Raw genomic sequence first — 17,130 nt, 5'->3', positions numbered from 1 at the left:
CATTCAGCGTGGTCAGCTTACACGTAGTACGCTTCAACTTCGCCTTTAAGCTTGATTAGCATTGGGTTACCGAAACGGTCTTTTGCTTTAGGAGAAGCAATTTTTACCCAACCTTCGCTGATGCAGTATTCTTCTACGTCAGTACGCTCTTGGCCGTTGATACGAATACCGATTTGGTGCTCGAAGCATTCTTTGATGAAGAATGGGCTACGTGGGTTACCCGCTAGGCGATCTGGTAGAGCTGGTTTAGCTGTATCTGTCATGTTTGTGACCTAAATTCCGTAAAAAGTGCGCCATTGTAGTCAGTGCACAGTGAGTGTTCAAGATATGTTGAGAGACTTAATACTAAAGCCTTTTGAAATAATGCAAAGTTTCCCGCTTTCAAAGTGTGGAATAAAAACACGGTCTCGTTGCTCAAAGGTGTTTTGCTCTCGAAACTTCTCCTGCCACCCCTTATTTGGTTTTGAATCATGACTATACTCATTACTGGCGGTTCTAACCTTATTCATACAACTTAATGTCTCAGAGCAGGCCACTAGTCGAGAAACGATTAACAAGGAAGGGTGAATGGAAACTGTTGAACAGGTTAATAAACGTCATTTATCGGATAGAGATACTACCTCTAGCACTTCTATTTTTCTTTGTATTCTAATCGTAGTAGCTGTAATCGCTCGGTTTTTTGTTGCGTTTAATTACGAAGTAAATTGGGACGAGTTTTATTACCTATCTTTTGTGCATCGGTTTATTAACGGCGAGGTGATTAATAGTTTCCAAACCTTTCACATTCACTTCTTTACTTGGCTGAGTGGTGTATCAGATAACGATGTTGACCAGATCATTGTGGCGAGAGTCGTTATGGTGTTCTTTCAATTACTCACGGGATTTTATCTATACAAGTTATGTCGATTGTACTGCAACAAATCGGCGGCACTTTTTGCGGTGCTTGCCTATTTTTCTTTTGTTTATAATGTTCGTATGGGGGCCAGTTTTCGTACTGATCCTATCGCGACATGTATGATCATGGCGGCGCTGTATTATGTGTTTAGTGCAACATTTTCTTGGCGTGTATCCATTCTTGCTGGTGTCCTTACGGCTGTCGCCTTGCTCGTCACTTTAAAGACCGCTCTGTATATCCCGACTTTTATAGGCATAGTTTTAACCTCGCTTTATTGGTCGCGAAATCGTAAGCGTTATTTTAGGCAAGTTCTCATGTATGGAGTCGCAATACTGGTTGCCTTTGCGATGCTATACAGTTGGCATTACTTCTCTATACATGGAGCGAGTTCGGTTGGTGATGCAGGAACGATGTTCGGTGCTGCGGATAAGACACTAAACCAGCGCGAGCTTTTTCCTCGATTGTTTTACTTTGTTCATTCAGTTTCGACGAACTCATGGTATTGGTTAGCTCTTTTCATTGGTATTGGTACTGCTGTTTATGCGTGTTTTTCGCAAAAGCTATTAAGCCGTGAGTCATCGATTAAGTTTTTGTGCCTAAGTTTATTACTCTTCACTTTGCTCTTTTATCGCAACGCTTTCCCATACTATTACGCTTTTATGCTTGCTCCAGTGAGTGCTTTGTTTGCTGTGGCTTGGGTTGGTATCCAGAATTTCACTAACGCAAGAGTTGCACAATTTTTTAATTTTATTGTTCCCTGCTTGTTTGCGGTATCCATTGTGGTGAATGGTTTTGTTTTACCGATAAAAAGCAACTTGGCCTACCAGCGTCAGTTTCTTGATGAAATACATAAAATCTTTCCTCAGCCTGTTGCTTATATTGATCGATGCTCCATGGTTCCGACTTTTTCAAAACAAGGTTTTTTCATGAGTACGTGGGGCTACGAAGATTATATTGCGAGAAACATCCCCGTTATTCGCAATGCTATAGAGCAAGACAATCCGGCTTTTGTACTGGTTAATTCGCACTATTTAGATGTGTTTGGCCCTGACAAAACCGATAAAGGGCTATTAAGGCAAGATATTCAAGCGTTAAGGCAGAACTACATTCATCATTGGTCGCATCTGTATGTTGCAGGAAAGACGTTTGCACTGACGCCCAACTCTCTTAGTCGGGAAGTTAAGGTCAACATCGAGGGCGTATATACGCTTGAAGCTAGCAATAGTCTTCTGATTAATGGCAAGGTTTGGTTGGCTGGTCAAGCTCGATACTTGGCGCGGGGTGTCTATGAATTAGCGTCGAAAGAGCCAGGTAAAGTCGTTCTGCGTTGGGGAGATAACCTGTACCGACCTCGCAATCTTGAAGAGAAGCAGAGGTTATTTACCGGCTTCTAATACGCACAGTAATGTTGATTTAGAACATGAGGAGCATGCATGAAGTTAATTGTTCAAATTCCGTGCTTTAACGAAGCGGACAATATTGCTGATGTTATTCGCTCAATACCAAAGCGCGTTGATGGTATCGCTAAGGTAGAGATTCTAATCATCGATGATGGTTCTACGGATGGCACTTCAGAAGTCGCACGCAAGTGTGGTGTTGAGCACATTATTACTAACCAGGGCAATAAGGGGCTTGCTTACTCATTTCGAAGAGGGATTGAGGAGTGCCTTCGTCTTCATGCTGATATCATTGTGAACACCGATGGCGATAATCAATATAATGGGGCCGATATTCCGCACTTGGTTAAGCCTATTATCGAGCACAAAGTAGAAATTGTTGTTGGTGACCGAGGAGGGTATAGCAATACACATTTCTCTGTATTTAAACGATGTTTACAAGTGTCGGGGAGCTTTATTATTGCCAAAGCGACGGGATTGGATGTTAAAGATGCTGTGAGTGGTTTTCGCGCAATATCGAGAAGTGCGGCACAACAACTTAATATCGTATCGGATTTTAGCTACACAATAGAAATGTTGATTCAAGCAAGTGCAAAAAGGATTGGTGTGGTTTCGGTGCCAATCCGAACTAATGAAAAAACGCGAGAGTCCCGTCTGTTTAAGAGCATTCCGCAGTTTCTAAAAATGTCGCTCTCTACTTTGGTCAGGGTTTATACCATGTACCGACCTCTGCAAGTGTTTTTGTTTATTGGCTCTGTGGCGATGATTTGCGGTGTGATTCCCATTATGCGATTCCTGTATTTCTTTTTAAATGGAGCGGGAGATGGCCATATTCAGTCATTGGTCTTGGGATCAACGCTACTTATCTTGGGTTTCATCACTTTGTTGATGGGGTTGGTGGCCGATCTAATAGGGTTCAATCGAAAGCTGACCGAAAAAGTATTGCACCGAATTGAGGTACTGGAAGAAAAGCTGGAGCATCAGGAAAAGTCGCCCACTTATCAGTTTGAAGCCAAGCGAAAACGATCTGGAGAGTAATAGCGAGTTACCTCGATACTTTAAAGAAGTGAGTTATTTGATACGGCTTGCTTAGGCCTAAATACACTCGAGATAGCGAAGAACAACATATCTCCTAGAACAGTGACGATTCTGGAAACAAGGACGGCAACTAAGAGTGTATCTTCAATACTCGGCGAATCTAGGAGTGTGATTAAAACAGCCTCTCGGACACCCAACCCCGCAGGAGAGCCTGGGGTGGCAAACCCTATTAACCATGCGATGATGAAGTAACAAGATGTTTGTAAAAATGTCTCTAAAGTTGGAGTTAGACTGTCGTTTAGCGTAAAAAATATGAGTGAGAAAATACCGCCCGATACCAAAAAAAAGCAGAGATACAGCCCACAAGCTTTTAGGTAATTGCGATTGGCTATCAAGCTTAATATTGATCCGGTGATCACGATAAGTCCAGCGAATAAAGTCATCTCGTACCCCATTAAATTAGGGAAGTACTCATTCAGCAGAAAGACGCCAAACGAACCAGCCGCAATACCCATCAACCCTATTTCCCATAAGGTCGATTTCAGTAATACATTATTTTTAATTCCGTGTTGTACGCCAATTACTTGTCGGCTAGCGAATTGGAAAATGTTTCCAGGTAGATACTTAGCAATTTGAGACCCGCCAAACATCCAAATAGCAGTTGATGCAGACAAAGTATATTCACTGTTCGCGACTAAAAGTCGCCACGCCATAGAAAGAATATAATTGCCAAAGGCGTAGAGGCCTATGCAAAAAATAAATACCAGATAGGAGTAAGAGGAAATACCCTGAATATTCAGTTGCTGCGAGTATGTAGAGAGCTTGATTAATACAAAGGCGATGGAAAAAATAGTAATGACTCGCCCAACCCAGCGTAATATGAATTTACTCTTATTATGTTTCATGATTCACACGCTGGCATAAAACCATGGTCCAAGGAATGGGAGAGCGTACTTCGAGAATCTCAAAGTGTTGATTGAGCAAAGTCAGAAAGGCATTCTTGGACCAGTGTTGGATATGTCCGGGAGTATTGCCCCAACTGTTTAAATATTTACCTCTTGCCATGTTTAACGCACACCACAACGGCTCTCTTGGCACACTAAAAATGTAATAGTCAGTATCGAGCTCTTGCAATGTTGCTAGTGCTTGCTCGGGATGCTCCAGGTGTTCCAAGACCTCACAACAAACAACAAGGTCAGCAGAATCAGTCTTTCTAGCAACGTCATACACACTTTTTTGTTCAAACAAAATGTCTTCCAAGTTGTGTGCTTGGGCATTGTCTCTTGCTAGTTGAATCACTTGTTGGGAGAAGTCACTCCCTTTCACACGGATCCCTTGTTGATGCCATTTAAGTGCCCAGACTCCTTCTCCGCAGCCGATCTCGTGTATCGACTTTGGTGTGACCATATCGACCAGTTGCGATAAATGATGATCGAAATTGCTCATCATTTTTCTGGCGATGGGGTTCTGAGTATTGTATTTGTCGTAATAGTTTCCGACAGGGATCCCCTGCTCTTCGATACCTTTAGATATTTTCATGGCGTACTCAAATAAATTATCTCAAATGGCCAGGAAGTTCTTCTATTGATGAACTATGTTCTTCAGCCAACCATCTGACTTACAAAGCGTTACGCTTCCCTCTAGTAGAGTGTAGGATAATTTATTGTTTTGTTTGCCTCGTTAGAAAAATTCTACAACCCCTTTAAATACTGCGCGTTGGCTGTTGGTTGAATCATGGCATTCAGCGTTTGGACGGTTTGTTCGCTGTGTTCTTCAAGTAGAGCTAAGAACGCGTCAATCAACTCAGGTTTGCTTGCTGAGACTGTCGTTTCGGTCTGGATATCACGCAGATCGATCAACACATCGGTAAACAATTGCGGCAGATCGTGCAGTACTTGCAGGTTTAAGACGTTGTGCTCGCTGTAGATTGAATTGTGGCTGCCTTTTTGTTTTTGCACCACGTAAGGATTGTCTTTTAAGTTGATGATAGACGTGCGTTTATCACAGCGTTTCAAACAACCTTTGTTGACCTTCACCTTACGGCATCCTTCGGTTTGTTGGAACAAACATTGGCGGCTCGTGAGTAGGGTATTTGGATGATAAATGCTGTAGAAGCTGCGCATGTTTTTCGGACGCTTGATATGGCGCATCTGCTTCATATTCAGCTCGTTAGAAACAAACGCGCCACTTGCCGCGAACTCGTCTTGAAGGCATTTAAACGCGTATGAGTTCACCGTGTTCATTTGTGGGCCTGCCACCCAGCCTAAGCCGAGCTCTTTTGCAATCATGCCGACGCCTGAGTTGTTGGTGATCGACAATTTAGGTTGGATGGTTTCCAAAAATACGCGTGCGGCTTGGTAGTCTTCGCCAATCAAAATGGCAGGAAACCAAGGTTTGAGCATTGGGTTGGCTTGGAACAACTCAATCATCGCGCTCAGTTCACCAGACAATCCCATTGGCAATTGATAGTAAACATCTATGTTGTGGTATTCGCACAGCATGGCTTCTTGTGCTGACGAGATCAGAACCGATAATTTTGGCGCACCTTGGCGAGGTTCTGGTTGAGGTAACGCTGGCAGAGTTGGTACATCAATCGACCCTTTCAAGCTGCTGCCGGATACTTGTGTCGAAGTGACATCGAACGACTTGGTTTGCTCTGCCACTTTCTCAATGATCGCGGTTTTGTCGTCGTAGAGTTTCTTTTTCACCGCTTGCACATCATCAGAAGACTGGCATTGATAAACCTTCGAAAAATGCTTTACAGCGTGGTCGCGCGGGTTGTCGATGTACATCGCCTTGCCGAAATCACCTTGCAAAAATGCGTTGGAGAAATCACGGTTGAACACCGTGTACAACTCAGTGGTGTCCTTAGAGAGCTCCAAACCCTCGCACAAGCGATCGATTTGCTGACGCCAATTGTCGACCACGGTATAGACGTAGTGCGATTTCTTGATTCGTCCTTCCACTTTTAATGAATACACGCCAGCATCGGCAAGCGCTTTCAAGTCCCCAAAGGCGGAATTGTCTTTCATATTGAGTGGGTAGTTGTTGCCCGTTTTGGTCGTTTCGTACTGTTCGCGACAAGGTTGGCTGCAGCGTCCACGGTTACCTGATGCGCCATTGCGAGCGGAACTGATGTAGCAAATTCCGGAGAATCCAATGCAGTATGAGCCGTGGACAAACACTTCCATCATTACGTTGTGCTCGCGACCAAATTGCGCCAGATGTTTTATTTCATCGATGTTAAGTTCGCGAGATAAGTTTACTCGGCTTGCGGTGAGCTGGTTGAGAAAGAGGATCTGGCCTTCGTTATGCGTGTTCAGTTGCGTTGAAGCGTGCACATCTAGATCGGGAAAGTGATGTTTGAGAATGTAGGCCAGACCGAGATCTTGCACGATCACGCCATCGATTTTGGTGGTGTTCAGTTGGCTGAGTAAGCGAACAATCGCTGGAATTTCACTTTCTAAAATCAGCACATTCAACGTTAGGAAAATCTTACAGCTGTGCTGATGGGCCAACGTTAACACGCCATTTAAGTTATCTAAGGTGAGGTTGGTCGCTCGGTTACGAGCATTGAAGCGGTCGAGCCCACAGTAAATTGCATCGGCGCCAGCGGCAATCGCGGCTTTGATGGAATCTAAATCACCACCGGGTGCTAATAACTCAAATTGATCGCGTGTCACTACTTTTCTCGTTCTTACTAAAATAGGCTGCAAATGTTACGTATTTCACGCTTTTGATGCTCAGCTAGTTAACGCTTTATTAATCTGAATCAATTAATCCGTGTTACACGGTCGACTCTTGAGTGGGTAGAGTGCAATTCGCGATAGCGGAATCTGACTTCTATAGTTTTCCTACACTTGGTTTTTCTATATTTAGTTTTCGACTCAGAGAGAGGAAGGGACGACAAATGAAAAAAGTAATCATCGGGTTGGTCGTGGCGTTGACGTCATTGAGTGCGTTAGCTGGTGAGGGTGTGGTAACCGTTGCGAGCACGCATTCAGCAAAAGATACGGCGGATAAATTTGTCGCTATCGCGCAAGAAAAAGGGTTGAACGTCTTTGCGCGCATTAACCATCAAGAGAATGCCACGAAAGTCGATATGACGTTGCGACCAACCGAAGTTATCGTGTTTGGAAACCCTAAAGTGGGCACGCCACTGATGATCTGTGCGCAGGAAGTGGCGCTCGATTTACCCCAAAAAGTGTTGGTGTATGAAGATGATGAAGGCAAAACGTGGTTAGCTTACAACGATCCGATGTATTTAAAACAGCGCCATCATATTGAAGGCTGCGACGAGGTATTGAACAAAATCAGCGGCGTGCTGGGCAATTTAACCAACGCGGCGGCGAAGTAGGGCTGGTTATTGGCTTCGCTTTTTTAACTCCGAAAACGAAAAAGCCAACCTCACAAGGAGGTTGGCAAATCTTACCTATATTGGGGGAGGTAAGATCAGGAGGTGGCGAGTACGCTGTGCACTTCTGACTTAATTGAGTCAGACTGCGTACCGAAAATCGCTTGTAAACTGTCGCCAATCACTAACACATCTCGCGCGCCGAGCGCTTTTAGCTTAGCAACATCAACGTTGGCAATGTCTTTTACCGAGACACGCAGACGGGTGATACACGCATCGACTGACTTAATATTGGCTTTACCGCCCAATGCAGCCACTACATCCACCGCAATTTCATCAGGTTGTCCGGCAATCTTCACTTCTGCAATGTCGGTTTCACGACCCGGCGTTTTCAGATCCAACTTCACGATTAGGAAGCGGAACAAGCCGTAGTACAGCGTCGCCCAGATTGGACCGATGATGATGAACATCCACGCGTTGGTCGACATTGGGTAGTAAAGGAAGAACTGGATCGCGCCGTGCGCAAAGTCAGTACTGTGTTTGATTTCCAAAAATGCGGTGATCGCAAACGCAATACCGGTGAGGAAAATATGGATCACATACAGCACTGGCGCGACGAATAGGAAGGTAAATTCGATTGGCTCTGTGATACCAGTTAACCACGAGGTCAACGCCGCAGACATCATCAAACCGCCGACGATTTTCTTACGCTCAGGAGACGCGCAGTGGTAAATCGCCAGTGCCGCTGCTGGGAGCGCCCACATGGAGTACATAAAGCCACCAGACAGATAACCTGCGGTTTTATCGCCCGCGAAGAAGCGAGTGAGCTCACCGGTAAACTCTTTACCTGTTTCTGGGTCTATGTAACTGCCGACTTCAAAGAAGAACGGCGCATTCCAGATGTGGTGCAAACCCACCGGGAGTAATGAACGTTCGCCCGCTCCGTAAACCGCCCACGCGAGTACAGGGTTTTGGTACGCTGCCCAATGAGAGAATGCATCAAGAAGTTGTCCGACAGGTGGCCATGCAAACGCGAGAATCGCACCAACGACGATCGCCGATAGACCGGTGACAATGGGCACAAATCGCTTACCCGCGAAGAAGCCCAAATATTCCGGCAGTTTGATATTGTAGAAGCGGTTGTACATGATTGCCGCGACCGCACCGATAAAGATGCCGCCAAACACCCCGGTTTGCAGCGTCTCAACGCCCATGATGGTGGCGTCAGTTTCTAAGCCACGCAGACCAGTCACGATACCGAGCGATGCGTTCATAATAATTAGGCCAACTAAGCCAGCGAGCGCAGCCGCACCGTCATTGCCTTTTGATAACCCGAGCGCTACACCGACCGCAAACATCAACTGCATGTTGCCGAACACGCCTTCACCGGCGGCGAGCATCACTTTGTTGACCGCGTCTGGAATAAACGCAAAACCCGCGTTACCAATACCCAGCATCAAGCCGGCCACCGGTAACACCGCCACAGGCAGCATCAACGACCGCCCTATTTTTTGTAGTTGTCCAAATATACTTGCAAACATGGTTTCCTCCTGACGAATGCCAGTGTTGTAGGACCTGATTCCTTCAGGTCATGTTGTTTCACGTAAGGTCAGGATGATCATAGCGAGCAAGGCGGCGCCTAAGGTTACAAAAGGCAATCAGTTTGTAAGTGGCCGCTTACAAATCTCTTACACCGAGAAGTGAAAATTGCAATCGGCTCGATTGTGCATGGGCGTTTAAGAATGCATCATATTGGCCAGCGCCAAACTCAGGACGGACACAGGGAAAGTAGGATGGAAAACAAGCAGATACTGGTCGTCGATGACAACCTCGACCTTCGTGAAGCCTTGTCAGATTACCTTGGCCGCGCAGGGTTTGAAGTGCTTTGCGCGGAAAACGGCGGCGTGATGTGGCAACTGCTCAACGATCACCATCCTGATTTGATCATCCTCGATATTATGATGCCCGGTGAAGACGGCTTTACCTTGTGCCAAAAACTGCGCAAAAAGTCCGATATCCCGATCATCATGCTGACAGCCGTCACCGAAGAAGCCGACCGAGTCGCAGGGCTAGAAATGGGCGCTGACGACTACATCACCAAATCATTCAGTCCGCGTGAACTGCTCGCGCGCATCAAAACGATTCTGAGACGCAGCCAATCGACCGCCAATAGCAAACTGACGCGTAAAGTGCGTTTTGACGATTGGTTGTTGGATACCGTAACCCGGCAACTAACCCATGTTGCTAGCCGCGAGGTTAAGCAACTTAGTGGCGCGGATTTGTCGCTGCTCGGTTTGTTCGTCAACCACGCGCAATCAATATTGTCGCGCGATGATATTGCGCGCGAGATCTGGGGACGCGATGCTGACCCGTTTGAACGCGGCATTGACGTGCAGATCAGCCGCTTGCGTCATCACCTTGAAGATAAAGACCGTTCGCTGATCCTAACGGTGCGCAATAAAGGCTACATGCTGACCACGGACGTGCATTATGAGAATTAAACGCTGGACGGGGTCACTGGTCGTTCGCACCAGTGTGTTCTTGTTGCTGGTGATCATTCTGGCGCAGGTATTATCCGGGATTATCTGGTATCAACACGCCAGCGAACGCGATAAAGAAGGCCTGACCACCACGGTCAAAAGCTTAGCACTGAGTGCTTCTTCTACCATCGCCTTCTTTCAAACCCTCCCTTCGGAATATCGCCACTTGGTGCTCAATCAACTACGCAACATGGGTGGTACGCGCTTTTTCGTCTCACTCAACAATCACCAGATTGACGTCGACCCACTGCCAGAGAGCGAGCGCAAAACGTTGGTCATCAACCAAGTTCGCGAGGTATTAGAAAGCGAGTTGAGCGGCATTCCTAATATCGAGGTGGAGTTTACCCAGCGTGACAAACTCAAAGTGTTCAACAACGAGCTACCTATCGACGAACTGCCGCTATTGTGGGCGCATTATTCGCTTTCGTTTGGTGACCTCAATCCGCCTATTCTGGTGATGCAGGTCGAAGTCGCGCAGAACGAATGGTTTTATCTCGCGGCGGTGCTACCCGCACCTTACATCAACCTAGAAACTAACTATTTTGAGTTGCGCCAATGGCTGACGCTATTGGTGTCCGCGCTAATGCTGTTGCTGTGTACCTGGTTTATCGTTCGCAAGGAGATTCAACCCATTCGAGAGCTGGCAAAAGCCGCAACCCTGATGTCGAGCCGACTAGACGTGCCCGAAGTCTCTGAGCGAGGCAGTAACGAACTGAAAGCGGCGGTACGCGCGTTTAACAAAATGAATCGACGCATCGACAGCCACATTAAAGACCGCGAGATGCTGTTCAGTGCCATCTCCCACGATCTGAAAACGCCAATAGCCTGCCTAAAACTGCGGGCGGAAATGCTGGATGACGACGCCGACCGAGAACGTTTTGTCCGCCTGAGTAACGACCTAGACTTGATGGTCAAAGGCGCATTGCAATGCATTAAAGAGACCGATATCCACGAGGAAATCGAGCCGATCAATTTCACCCAACTGATTCAGCACATTTCCGCCAATATCGCCGATGCGCCGGACACAATTCGCATCCACGGCGAAATCCGCACCCACTTTGCTGGTAAACCGTTAGCGATTAAGCGCTGCATTCAGAATCTGGTCGATAACGCGCTCAAATACGGCTATCAAGCGGACATTACGCTGAGTGAAAGCCCAGAGTCGATCCAGATTGAAATTGAAGATCACGGTGATGGTGTTGACGATTTATTACTTGAAAAGCTCTGCCAGCCATACTTCCGCGCTAGCAACGATAAAGAAGGCAGTGGGCTGGGGTTAACCATTTCACAGAGCATTGCAAAGGCTCACGGCGGCAGTTTGTCGCTGAGCCATTCTCAGTTTGGCGGCCTCTGCGCCACACTGACTTTCCCGAGAGACTGACTATGAACAAACTGGCATTCTTGTTCCCACTGTTGCTCGCCCCTTGCGACGCTCACGCTGAGTCGCCACAAGGGGTAGAGTTTTTACATTGGTGGACTTCTGACGGCGAACAGCAAGCGCTGCAAACACTCAAAGCTCAGCTAAAACAGCATGATATCGAGCTGCTGCAAAGCCCGGTGTTAGGCGGTGGTGGCGACAGCGCGATGACAGTACTGCAAGCTCGCGCGCTGGCGGGCAATCCACCGAGCTTCGCGCAAATCGAAGGGCCAAGTATTAAGGCGTGGGATGCCATCGGTATTTTGCACAACGTTAACGCGGTTGCCGATGAGCAACGCTGGGACGAGGTGCTCTACCCGCTGTCTATCGAAATCAATAAAACACAAAACGGCTATATCGCCCTGCCACTTACACTGCACCGCTTGAACTGGCTGTGGGTCAACCACAAGCTGCTTAAACAACTGAATCTGTCCGCGCCGAAAAACTGGCAAGAGATGTTCGCCGCCATGGAGCTTGCCAAGCAAAATGGTATCGTACCGATCGCGGTCGGTGAGCAGCCGTGGCAAGTCGCCCAACTTTTCGAGAACTTAGTGATCTCCACTGGCGGTGTTGAGTTCTACACCAATGCGATGGTTAAACTTGAACGAGACAGCATCGACAGCGATACACTGCGCCAAGCGCTGACGCAATTTCGCCGCCTGAGTTTGTTGATCGACAACCAATTACCTGACAGTAAGTGGGATACGGCGACCCAAGCGCTAGCCGACGGTCAGGCGCTGTTTCAAATCGGTGGAGATTGGATTTTGGGTGAGCTGCTCGCCAATCAAGTCTCAGTTCCGCAAGAGGTCGGCTGTTACCCAACGCCTGACAGCGATGGTGTATTCCTCTACAACATGGACAGTTTGGTGTTTATGTCGAGCAAGTCGTTTTCTGCCGAGGCGGCTCAGCAAACCGCAAGCGCGCTGGCAGACGTCGAGTTTCAAGCTAAGTTCAATAAGGTAAAAGGCTCGATTCCGGTACGTACCGATATCGACATCAGCGATTTTAATCCGTGTCAGGTCCAGTCATATCAAGACTTTCACTACGGCGTTAAACACAACCTCGCTGTGCCGAGTATGATTGATTCGATGGCAGTCAATCCGGTTGCCCAGCAAGCGATAAACTCGGAAATCTTCCGTTTTTACCGCAATCCCAAGATGGAACCCGACGAGCTGATAAAACGCATTATTGCTATTTCGCAAAGCGGTTAATGGCAATGAATTTGTGCCGAGTGGAATAAAAAAGCCCCAATGATTGGGGCTTGAATGAAGCGAAGTATGCCGTTTAAAAATAGTGGAAGATCGGCGGTTCATGCATCAAGAAGTTTTGATGGGAGATGTTCCACGCATACGCGCCCGCTAAGGTAAACACAACGTAATCACCAATATCGACGTGGGCGACGTGTTGATTGCGTGCCAGCACATCTTTGGGCGTACAAAGCTGGCCGACAAAGGTCGCTTGTGCATGCTGAATTGGGTGAGAAATCTCATGGTGTTGCTCGCTTTTCAGGATGACGAATGGATGATCATGGCTCTGCGCTGCTGGCGTGCGGAAATGGTGGGTTCCTCCGCGCGCGATGACAAAGTTTTCGCCAAGATTTTGCTTAATATCCAGCACTTCCATTACGTAATAACCGCATGCCGCCGTGATGAAACGTCCGCATTCAAAACGCAGTGTCCAATCTTGCACTTGCTCTTTAGCGATGAGGAATTCCAACTTGTCGCAAAACTCCATCCACGGAAAGTGTTGCTCAGGGTTTTGGTAGTTAATCCCCATGCCTCCACCCAAGTTGATCATCAGCTCACCGAGTTCAAACTCTTGTTGCCACGTTTTCACGACTTGGAAATAGCGCTGCATTAACGCTAAGTGACGTTCAACATCAAGCTGATGCGACATCAAGTGAAAATGGAAGCCTTTCAGCGACACTTGCGGGAAATCGCGCAGCAACATCAAAGCATTGCTCAGTTCGGACTCGTCCAAACCAAAAGGAGTCGGCTTGCCGCCCATCGCCAACTTGCTGAGCGTGATGTCGCCAATATCAATGTTCATACGCAAAAAGATCGAAGCAGGGCGGTTGAGGCGCTCGGTTAGCGCACCAATGCGTTGCAGCTCGGTGAGGCTTTCGACATGAATTGCATCAACATCAAGATCAATCGCTTGTTGCAATTCACTTGGCATTTTTCCTGGGCCACCGAAGATCAATGGCTTATCGAGTTGTTGCTGGTGGAGGTGTGTCAACTCCCCGCCAGATGCTGCTTCAAAACCATCGACATACGGCGCGAGCGTGTTGAGAATAGGGCCCGATGGATTGGCTTTGGCTGCGTAAAATAGCTCGACATTTCTCGGCAAAACGTGACGCAGTTGTTTGATGTGTTCTTCTAAGGCGTTTAGGTCATACAAGTACGCGCACAAGGGTTGATTTTGCTGCTGTGCGAGCGTGTGAACTTGTTGGCTAACGCGTGTCGGTAGAGAGAGGGAATTAGGCATGTTGCGCTCCTTTTTCGTGTTGCTGCCAAGGCGCGGCGACTTGGGTATAGCCCGACTCCTTATCGGCTTTTTGCATCAAACGCGTGGTGAAATTATTTTTGCTTGGGAAGTGACCGCCATTCAGCAACGCTTCTAGTTCCGGCTGTTTTCCATTCACTGATTGCCAACGCACAATGGCACTTTGCACCGCATTCCATAGCGTTTGCTCTAGTGGCTCATCACCTTCTGCGATGAAGAAAATCGCTTCGCTGATGTTGTTGATAAAGGTGCAGTATCCGATGCGATTCCAGCCTTGTTCGCGACTGTAGTAAACCGATTGTCGCGCGCGTTCAGACAAGTCAGTTAATGTTTCTGCTGGCCAGAACTCCGGCAGTAATTTAGTGCCTTCCAAATCACGAATCCAAACACAACACGGCATCTCTTGCTCAAAGCCAATCAAGGTGTTTTGCAAATGCGGCTCAAACGCCACCCCGTGTTTGAAGTAGTAGTTAAACACACCCGGAATTAGGCAATGCAAATAGCGTTCAAACCACAGTGTCGCGATGTCGGAATAGCGATTTTGCGTAGTACGCGCTTTGTTTTTAAGGCGTTGAGCAATGCAACTGTTGCCGTTTTTGTCGTAAGCAAACAGAGCGCCAGCGAGGGTTGGTTTTAAGATATCGACTTCGCTCAGCGAGAAATTTTCGCGATACAAAATCCCAAACGATTCGCGCGCTTTGGTGTTGTCGTCCCAATTACGCTCAGCGACGCTTTCTAGATTCAACGTGGTGGCGTAAGGCTCTGTCATCACTTTAAATACGGGGTTGTGCAGCTGTTCGTTTTCTCTAATTGGTTTAAGAATCGACGTGAGCTGCACGGCGCTGTCGAGTTCGTACCACGCGTTTTTGCGCACGCAATTGGTTAATCGTACGTTGATGGAGAATTTCGCAAACCAGTCCATGTCTGGGTGGTAGAGGGTACGAACCGAAGAGGTCGGCTGCATCTTTTCACCACCTAAACCCAGTGGCGTGATCTTGCCTTGTTCAATGGCACGCTTCACGCTTGGGTTGCTCAAAATGGTGTAGCTTTCCCAAGGATGACAAGGGTAGAGGGTCTTCCCATCGCTGGTGGCGTGTTGTGGCGCGAGCTGTTGTAGCATGCGTTGCGCAGGGTTAGCTTCTCCGTCGGAACTCAGCACATCAAGTAAGGACGTATCCACTTCAAACCAGTACAGCGGGACTTGCGCGCCGACTTCTGGAGAAAACGCCAAGAGATCATCCATGGTGACGCCCGAACGACTTTTTGGGGTCGGATGGAAAGTGTGCCCCCAAATCAGAGACTGTTCCGAAGCGATAAATTCGTTGTGATGCGATTTGGGCGCGACGTTGAGAAACTGCTCGGTAACCAGCACGCTATTTTCCAGTTGTTCGATCAGCTCATGGTTAAACGGGATCGCCAACACCTGCTTGAGATAGTTAAGCAAAAGCGTAAGAGTTTGCGTGGCATCCAATTTCGCCCAGCCAGATCCCGGCATTTTCGCCCACGGCAGTTCTGCCAATTTGATTTTGCCCAGTTTGCTCGCGTAGTGAATCGGCAAAACCAGCACGCCATTTTGTTGAGACAGATGAACGGCTACCCGTTGCTTGGCGGAATAGTTGCGTTTTAACGTTTGGGGTAGCGATGTCGATTGGTAGCGCCATTCCACTTGTTGATTCGGTAGCGCAAATTCACGTAAGTAACAATTAAGAACACCCATTATCGTGTTGAGTTGGGCTTTCTCTCTATTGAGCTGCACATCATGCGCGCGCAACTCGCTAGTCTGAGAGGATTGAGTTTGTAACATGTTGATTTCCAAATTTTGAATGGAGAACCAGCGCGATCAAGGTGATTACGCTGACTATCGCAGAAAGTAGGAAAGGAACCTCAAGTAGCCCCAAGCTAGAAATGAAAGAAGCGCAAAATCCCGCCGCCACGCCACCCCATTTGGACATGGCATCAAAGCGAGAAAATACTTTGCCACTAAGTTTGCGATCCAGATTGCTCGCAAGATGCTGATGCAATCCGTGATAACAACACACCATCGCGATGCCGAAGATAATTCTCGCAGCAATGAGTGCGGTTTCGGACGCAATCAAATGCAAGGCAGAGCTCACGGCAAGCAATGCAAACCCGAGCCACAACGTGCGCAGCGGTTGATGGCGATTCAGCCCATCTGACAACACGTGGATTTTGCCTGCCAGCAACAGATAGAAGCCATGCGGCAGTGCGTACAAAAAACCGATCCATGCGTGGTTAGTGATGCCATATTGCTGCACAAACGGCGAGAAATAAGGAAAGGTCACCACCATGGAAAATGCAAACCCGAACTGAGCAAAGAAGATCCAACGAATGGCATGCATTGCGTTTTTCTGTGCAACCGGTTTTTCTTGCTGAGATTCTGAGTTTGGCTTTTCGAGGTTTCGTTCGGCGGGTTTATCCGCAGGCAGTGTTAGCGTGATGCCCATAGCAATTAAAGGCAAAACGCATAACCACAGGTATGCGTTGAGCGGGTTGGTCTCTGACAAGCTCCAGCCGAGCCCAATGGGCGCAACGATCAGCGCCAAGCGAGCAGATAGTTGGGTTTTATTGAGTGACTTGCCGAGTGTTTTGGCTTCTTTAATTTGACTAGATAAGTAGCTGTTCGAGGCGGCCATGGTGCCGCCAAAGGTTCCTTGAACAATAAGACCAAACACAAACATGGCGAGGTTGTCTGCCAAGCCGCACAGCGCAAACCCTGCTGCAAGGCCAAGTTGCGCACGCAAGAGTGAGCGGCGGCGACCGTAGCGATCGGCAAAGTTGCCCCAAAATCGCGCCGCCAACGCAGTACAAAACGTGGGTAGGATAAACAATACCCCTGCCCAGTCCGCATCAATGCTTGCGCCTAACGTTGGCAACACGACGGGTAGAAATAGCGGCATACCTAACGCGGCAAACGCAGCGATAAAGTGGCACAACAACACACTGTAGATGAGTTTGGTCATAAT

At 47.7% G+C, this 17,130-nt stretch carries 14 protein-coding genes; 6 read left to right on the top strand and 8 right to left on the bottom strand.

The window, feature by feature from the left end:
• Positions 1 to 17 precede the first annotated feature (17 nt).
• The gene (locus EX191_RS08495; RefSeq protein WP_005374689.1) at positions 18 to 263 is read right to left on the bottom strand and encodes a DUF3297 family protein; all 246 of its coding nucleotides are present in this window, start codon (positions 261 to 263) and stop codon (positions 18 to 20) included.
• 304 nt (positions 264 to 567) lie between these two features.
• Between EX191_RS08495 and EX191_RS08490 the strand changes: the two genes are divergently transcribed.
• Together EX191_RS08490 and EX191_RS08485 are read left to right on the top strand one after the other, a co-directional pair.
• Positions 568 to 2,289: an ArnT family glycosyltransferase gene (locus EX191_RS08490; RefSeq protein ID WP_193447556.1), complete on the top strand. Its 1,722-nt coding sequence runs from the start codon at positions 568 to 570 to the stop codon at positions 2,287 to 2,289.
• 39 nt (positions 2,290 to 2,328) lie between these two features.
• Positions 2,329 to 3,330 (top strand): glycosyltransferase family 2 protein, encoded by a 1,002-nt coding sequence (locus EX191_RS08485; protein WP_193447555.1) that lies wholly within the window; start codon positions 2,329 to 2,331, stop codon positions 3,328 to 3,330.
• A 20-nt stretch (positions 3,331 to 3,350) separates the two neighbouring features.
• Here EX191_RS08485 and EX191_RS08480 read toward each other — a convergent pair whose 3' ends face one another.
• The 3 genes from EX191_RS08480 to EX191_RS08470 all read right to left on the bottom strand — a co-directional run bounded on the left by EX191_RS08480 (position 3,351) and on the right by EX191_RS08470 (position 7,013).
• Positions 3,351 to 4,235: a hypothetical protein gene (locus EX191_RS08480; protein WP_193447554.1), complete on the bottom strand. Its 885-nt coding sequence runs from the start codon at positions 4,233 to 4,235 to the stop codon at positions 3,351 to 3,353.
• Positions 4,225 to 4,869 carry a class I SAM-dependent methyltransferase gene (locus EX191_RS08475; RefSeq protein WP_065646128.1) on the bottom strand — a complete coding sequence of 215 codons (645 nt, stop codon included), beginning with the start codon at positions 4,867 to 4,869 and terminating at the stop codon, positions 4,225 to 4,227. Before EX191_RS08475 ends, EX191_RS08480 begins: the two co-directional genes overlap by 11 nt.
• A gap of 152 nt (positions 4,870 to 5,021) precedes the next feature.
• Positions 5,022 to 7,013, bottom strand: a complete 1,992-nt coding sequence (locus tag EX191_RS08470) for a U32 family peptidase (RefSeq protein ID WP_193447553.1) — start codon at positions 7,011 to 7,013, stop codon at positions 5,022 to 5,024.
• A 227-nt stretch (positions 7,014 to 7,240) separates the two neighbouring features.
• Between EX191_RS08470 and EX191_RS08465 the strand changes: the two genes are divergently transcribed.
• Entirely contained in the window at positions 7,241 to 7,687 is a 447-nt protein-coding gene (locus EX191_RS08465) for a DUF302 domain-containing protein (protein WP_053808215.1), read from the top strand.
• A 95-nt stretch (positions 7,688 to 7,782) separates the two neighbouring features.
• Here EX191_RS08465 and ptsG read toward each other — a convergent pair whose 3' ends face one another.
• Positions 7,783 to 9,225 carry a glucose-specific PTS transporter subunit IIBC gene (gene ptsG, locus EX191_RS08460; RefSeq protein ID WP_078532154.1) on the bottom strand — a complete coding sequence of 481 codons (1,443 nt, stop codon included), beginning with the start codon at positions 9,223 to 9,225 and terminating at the stop codon, positions 7,783 to 7,785.
• Between the two features lie 252 nt (positions 9,226 to 9,477).
• Here ptsG and EX191_RS08455 point away from each other — a divergent pair, with 252 nt between their 5' ends.
• The 3 genes from EX191_RS08455 to EX191_RS08445 are packed head-to-tail and all read left to right on the top strand — an operon-like array spanning position 9,478 to position 12,852.
• Positions 9,478 to 10,185: a response regulator gene (locus tag EX191_RS08455; protein WP_193447552.1), complete on the top strand. Its 708-nt coding sequence runs from the start codon at positions 9,478 to 9,480 to the stop codon at positions 10,183 to 10,185.
• Positions 10,175 to 11,605: an ATP-binding protein gene (locus EX191_RS08450; protein WP_193447551.1), complete on the top strand. Its 1,431-nt coding sequence runs from the start codon at positions 10,175 to 10,177 to the stop codon at positions 11,603 to 11,605. The genes EX191_RS08455 and EX191_RS08450 overlap by 11 nt, the downstream gene beginning before the upstream one ends.
• A gap of 2 nt (positions 11,606 to 11,607) precedes the next feature.
• Entirely contained in the window at positions 11,608 to 12,852 is a 1,245-nt protein-coding gene (locus EX191_RS08445) for an ABC transporter substrate-binding protein (protein ID WP_193447550.1), read from the top strand.
• A 73-nt stretch (positions 12,853 to 12,925) separates the two neighbouring features.
• Here EX191_RS08445 and EX191_RS08440 read toward each other — a convergent pair whose 3' ends face one another.
• Genes EX191_RS08440 through EX191_RS08430 form a run of 3 tightly spaced genes read right to left on the bottom strand, consistent with a single transcriptional unit; the run spans position 12,926 to position 17,127 of the window.
• Positions 12,926 to 14,128: a type III PLP-dependent enzyme gene (locus tag EX191_RS08440; protein WP_193447549.1), complete on the bottom strand. Its 1,203-nt coding sequence runs from the start codon at positions 14,126 to 14,128 to the stop codon at positions 12,926 to 12,928.
• Positions 14,121 to 15,950, bottom strand: a complete 1,830-nt coding sequence (locus EX191_RS08435; protein WP_193447548.1) for an IucA/IucC family protein — start codon at positions 15,948 to 15,950, stop codon at positions 14,121 to 14,123. Before EX191_RS08435 ends, EX191_RS08440 begins: the two co-directional genes overlap by 8 nt.
• Positions 15,922 to 17,127: an MFS transporter gene (locus tag EX191_RS08430; RefSeq protein WP_047009667.1), complete on the bottom strand. Its 1,206-nt coding sequence runs from the start codon at positions 17,125 to 17,127 to the stop codon at positions 15,922 to 15,924. The genes EX191_RS08435 and EX191_RS08430 overlap by 29 nt, the downstream gene beginning before the upstream one ends.
• Positions 17,128 to 17,130 lie beyond the last annotated feature (3 nt).

This window comes from Vibrio chemaguriensis, assembly GCF_012275705.1.
Lineage (GTDB): Bacteria > Pseudomonadota > Gammaproteobacteria > Enterobacterales > Vibrionaceae > Vibrio > Vibrio diabolicus.
This window is presented reverse-complemented; position numbering and strand designations above follow the sequence as displayed.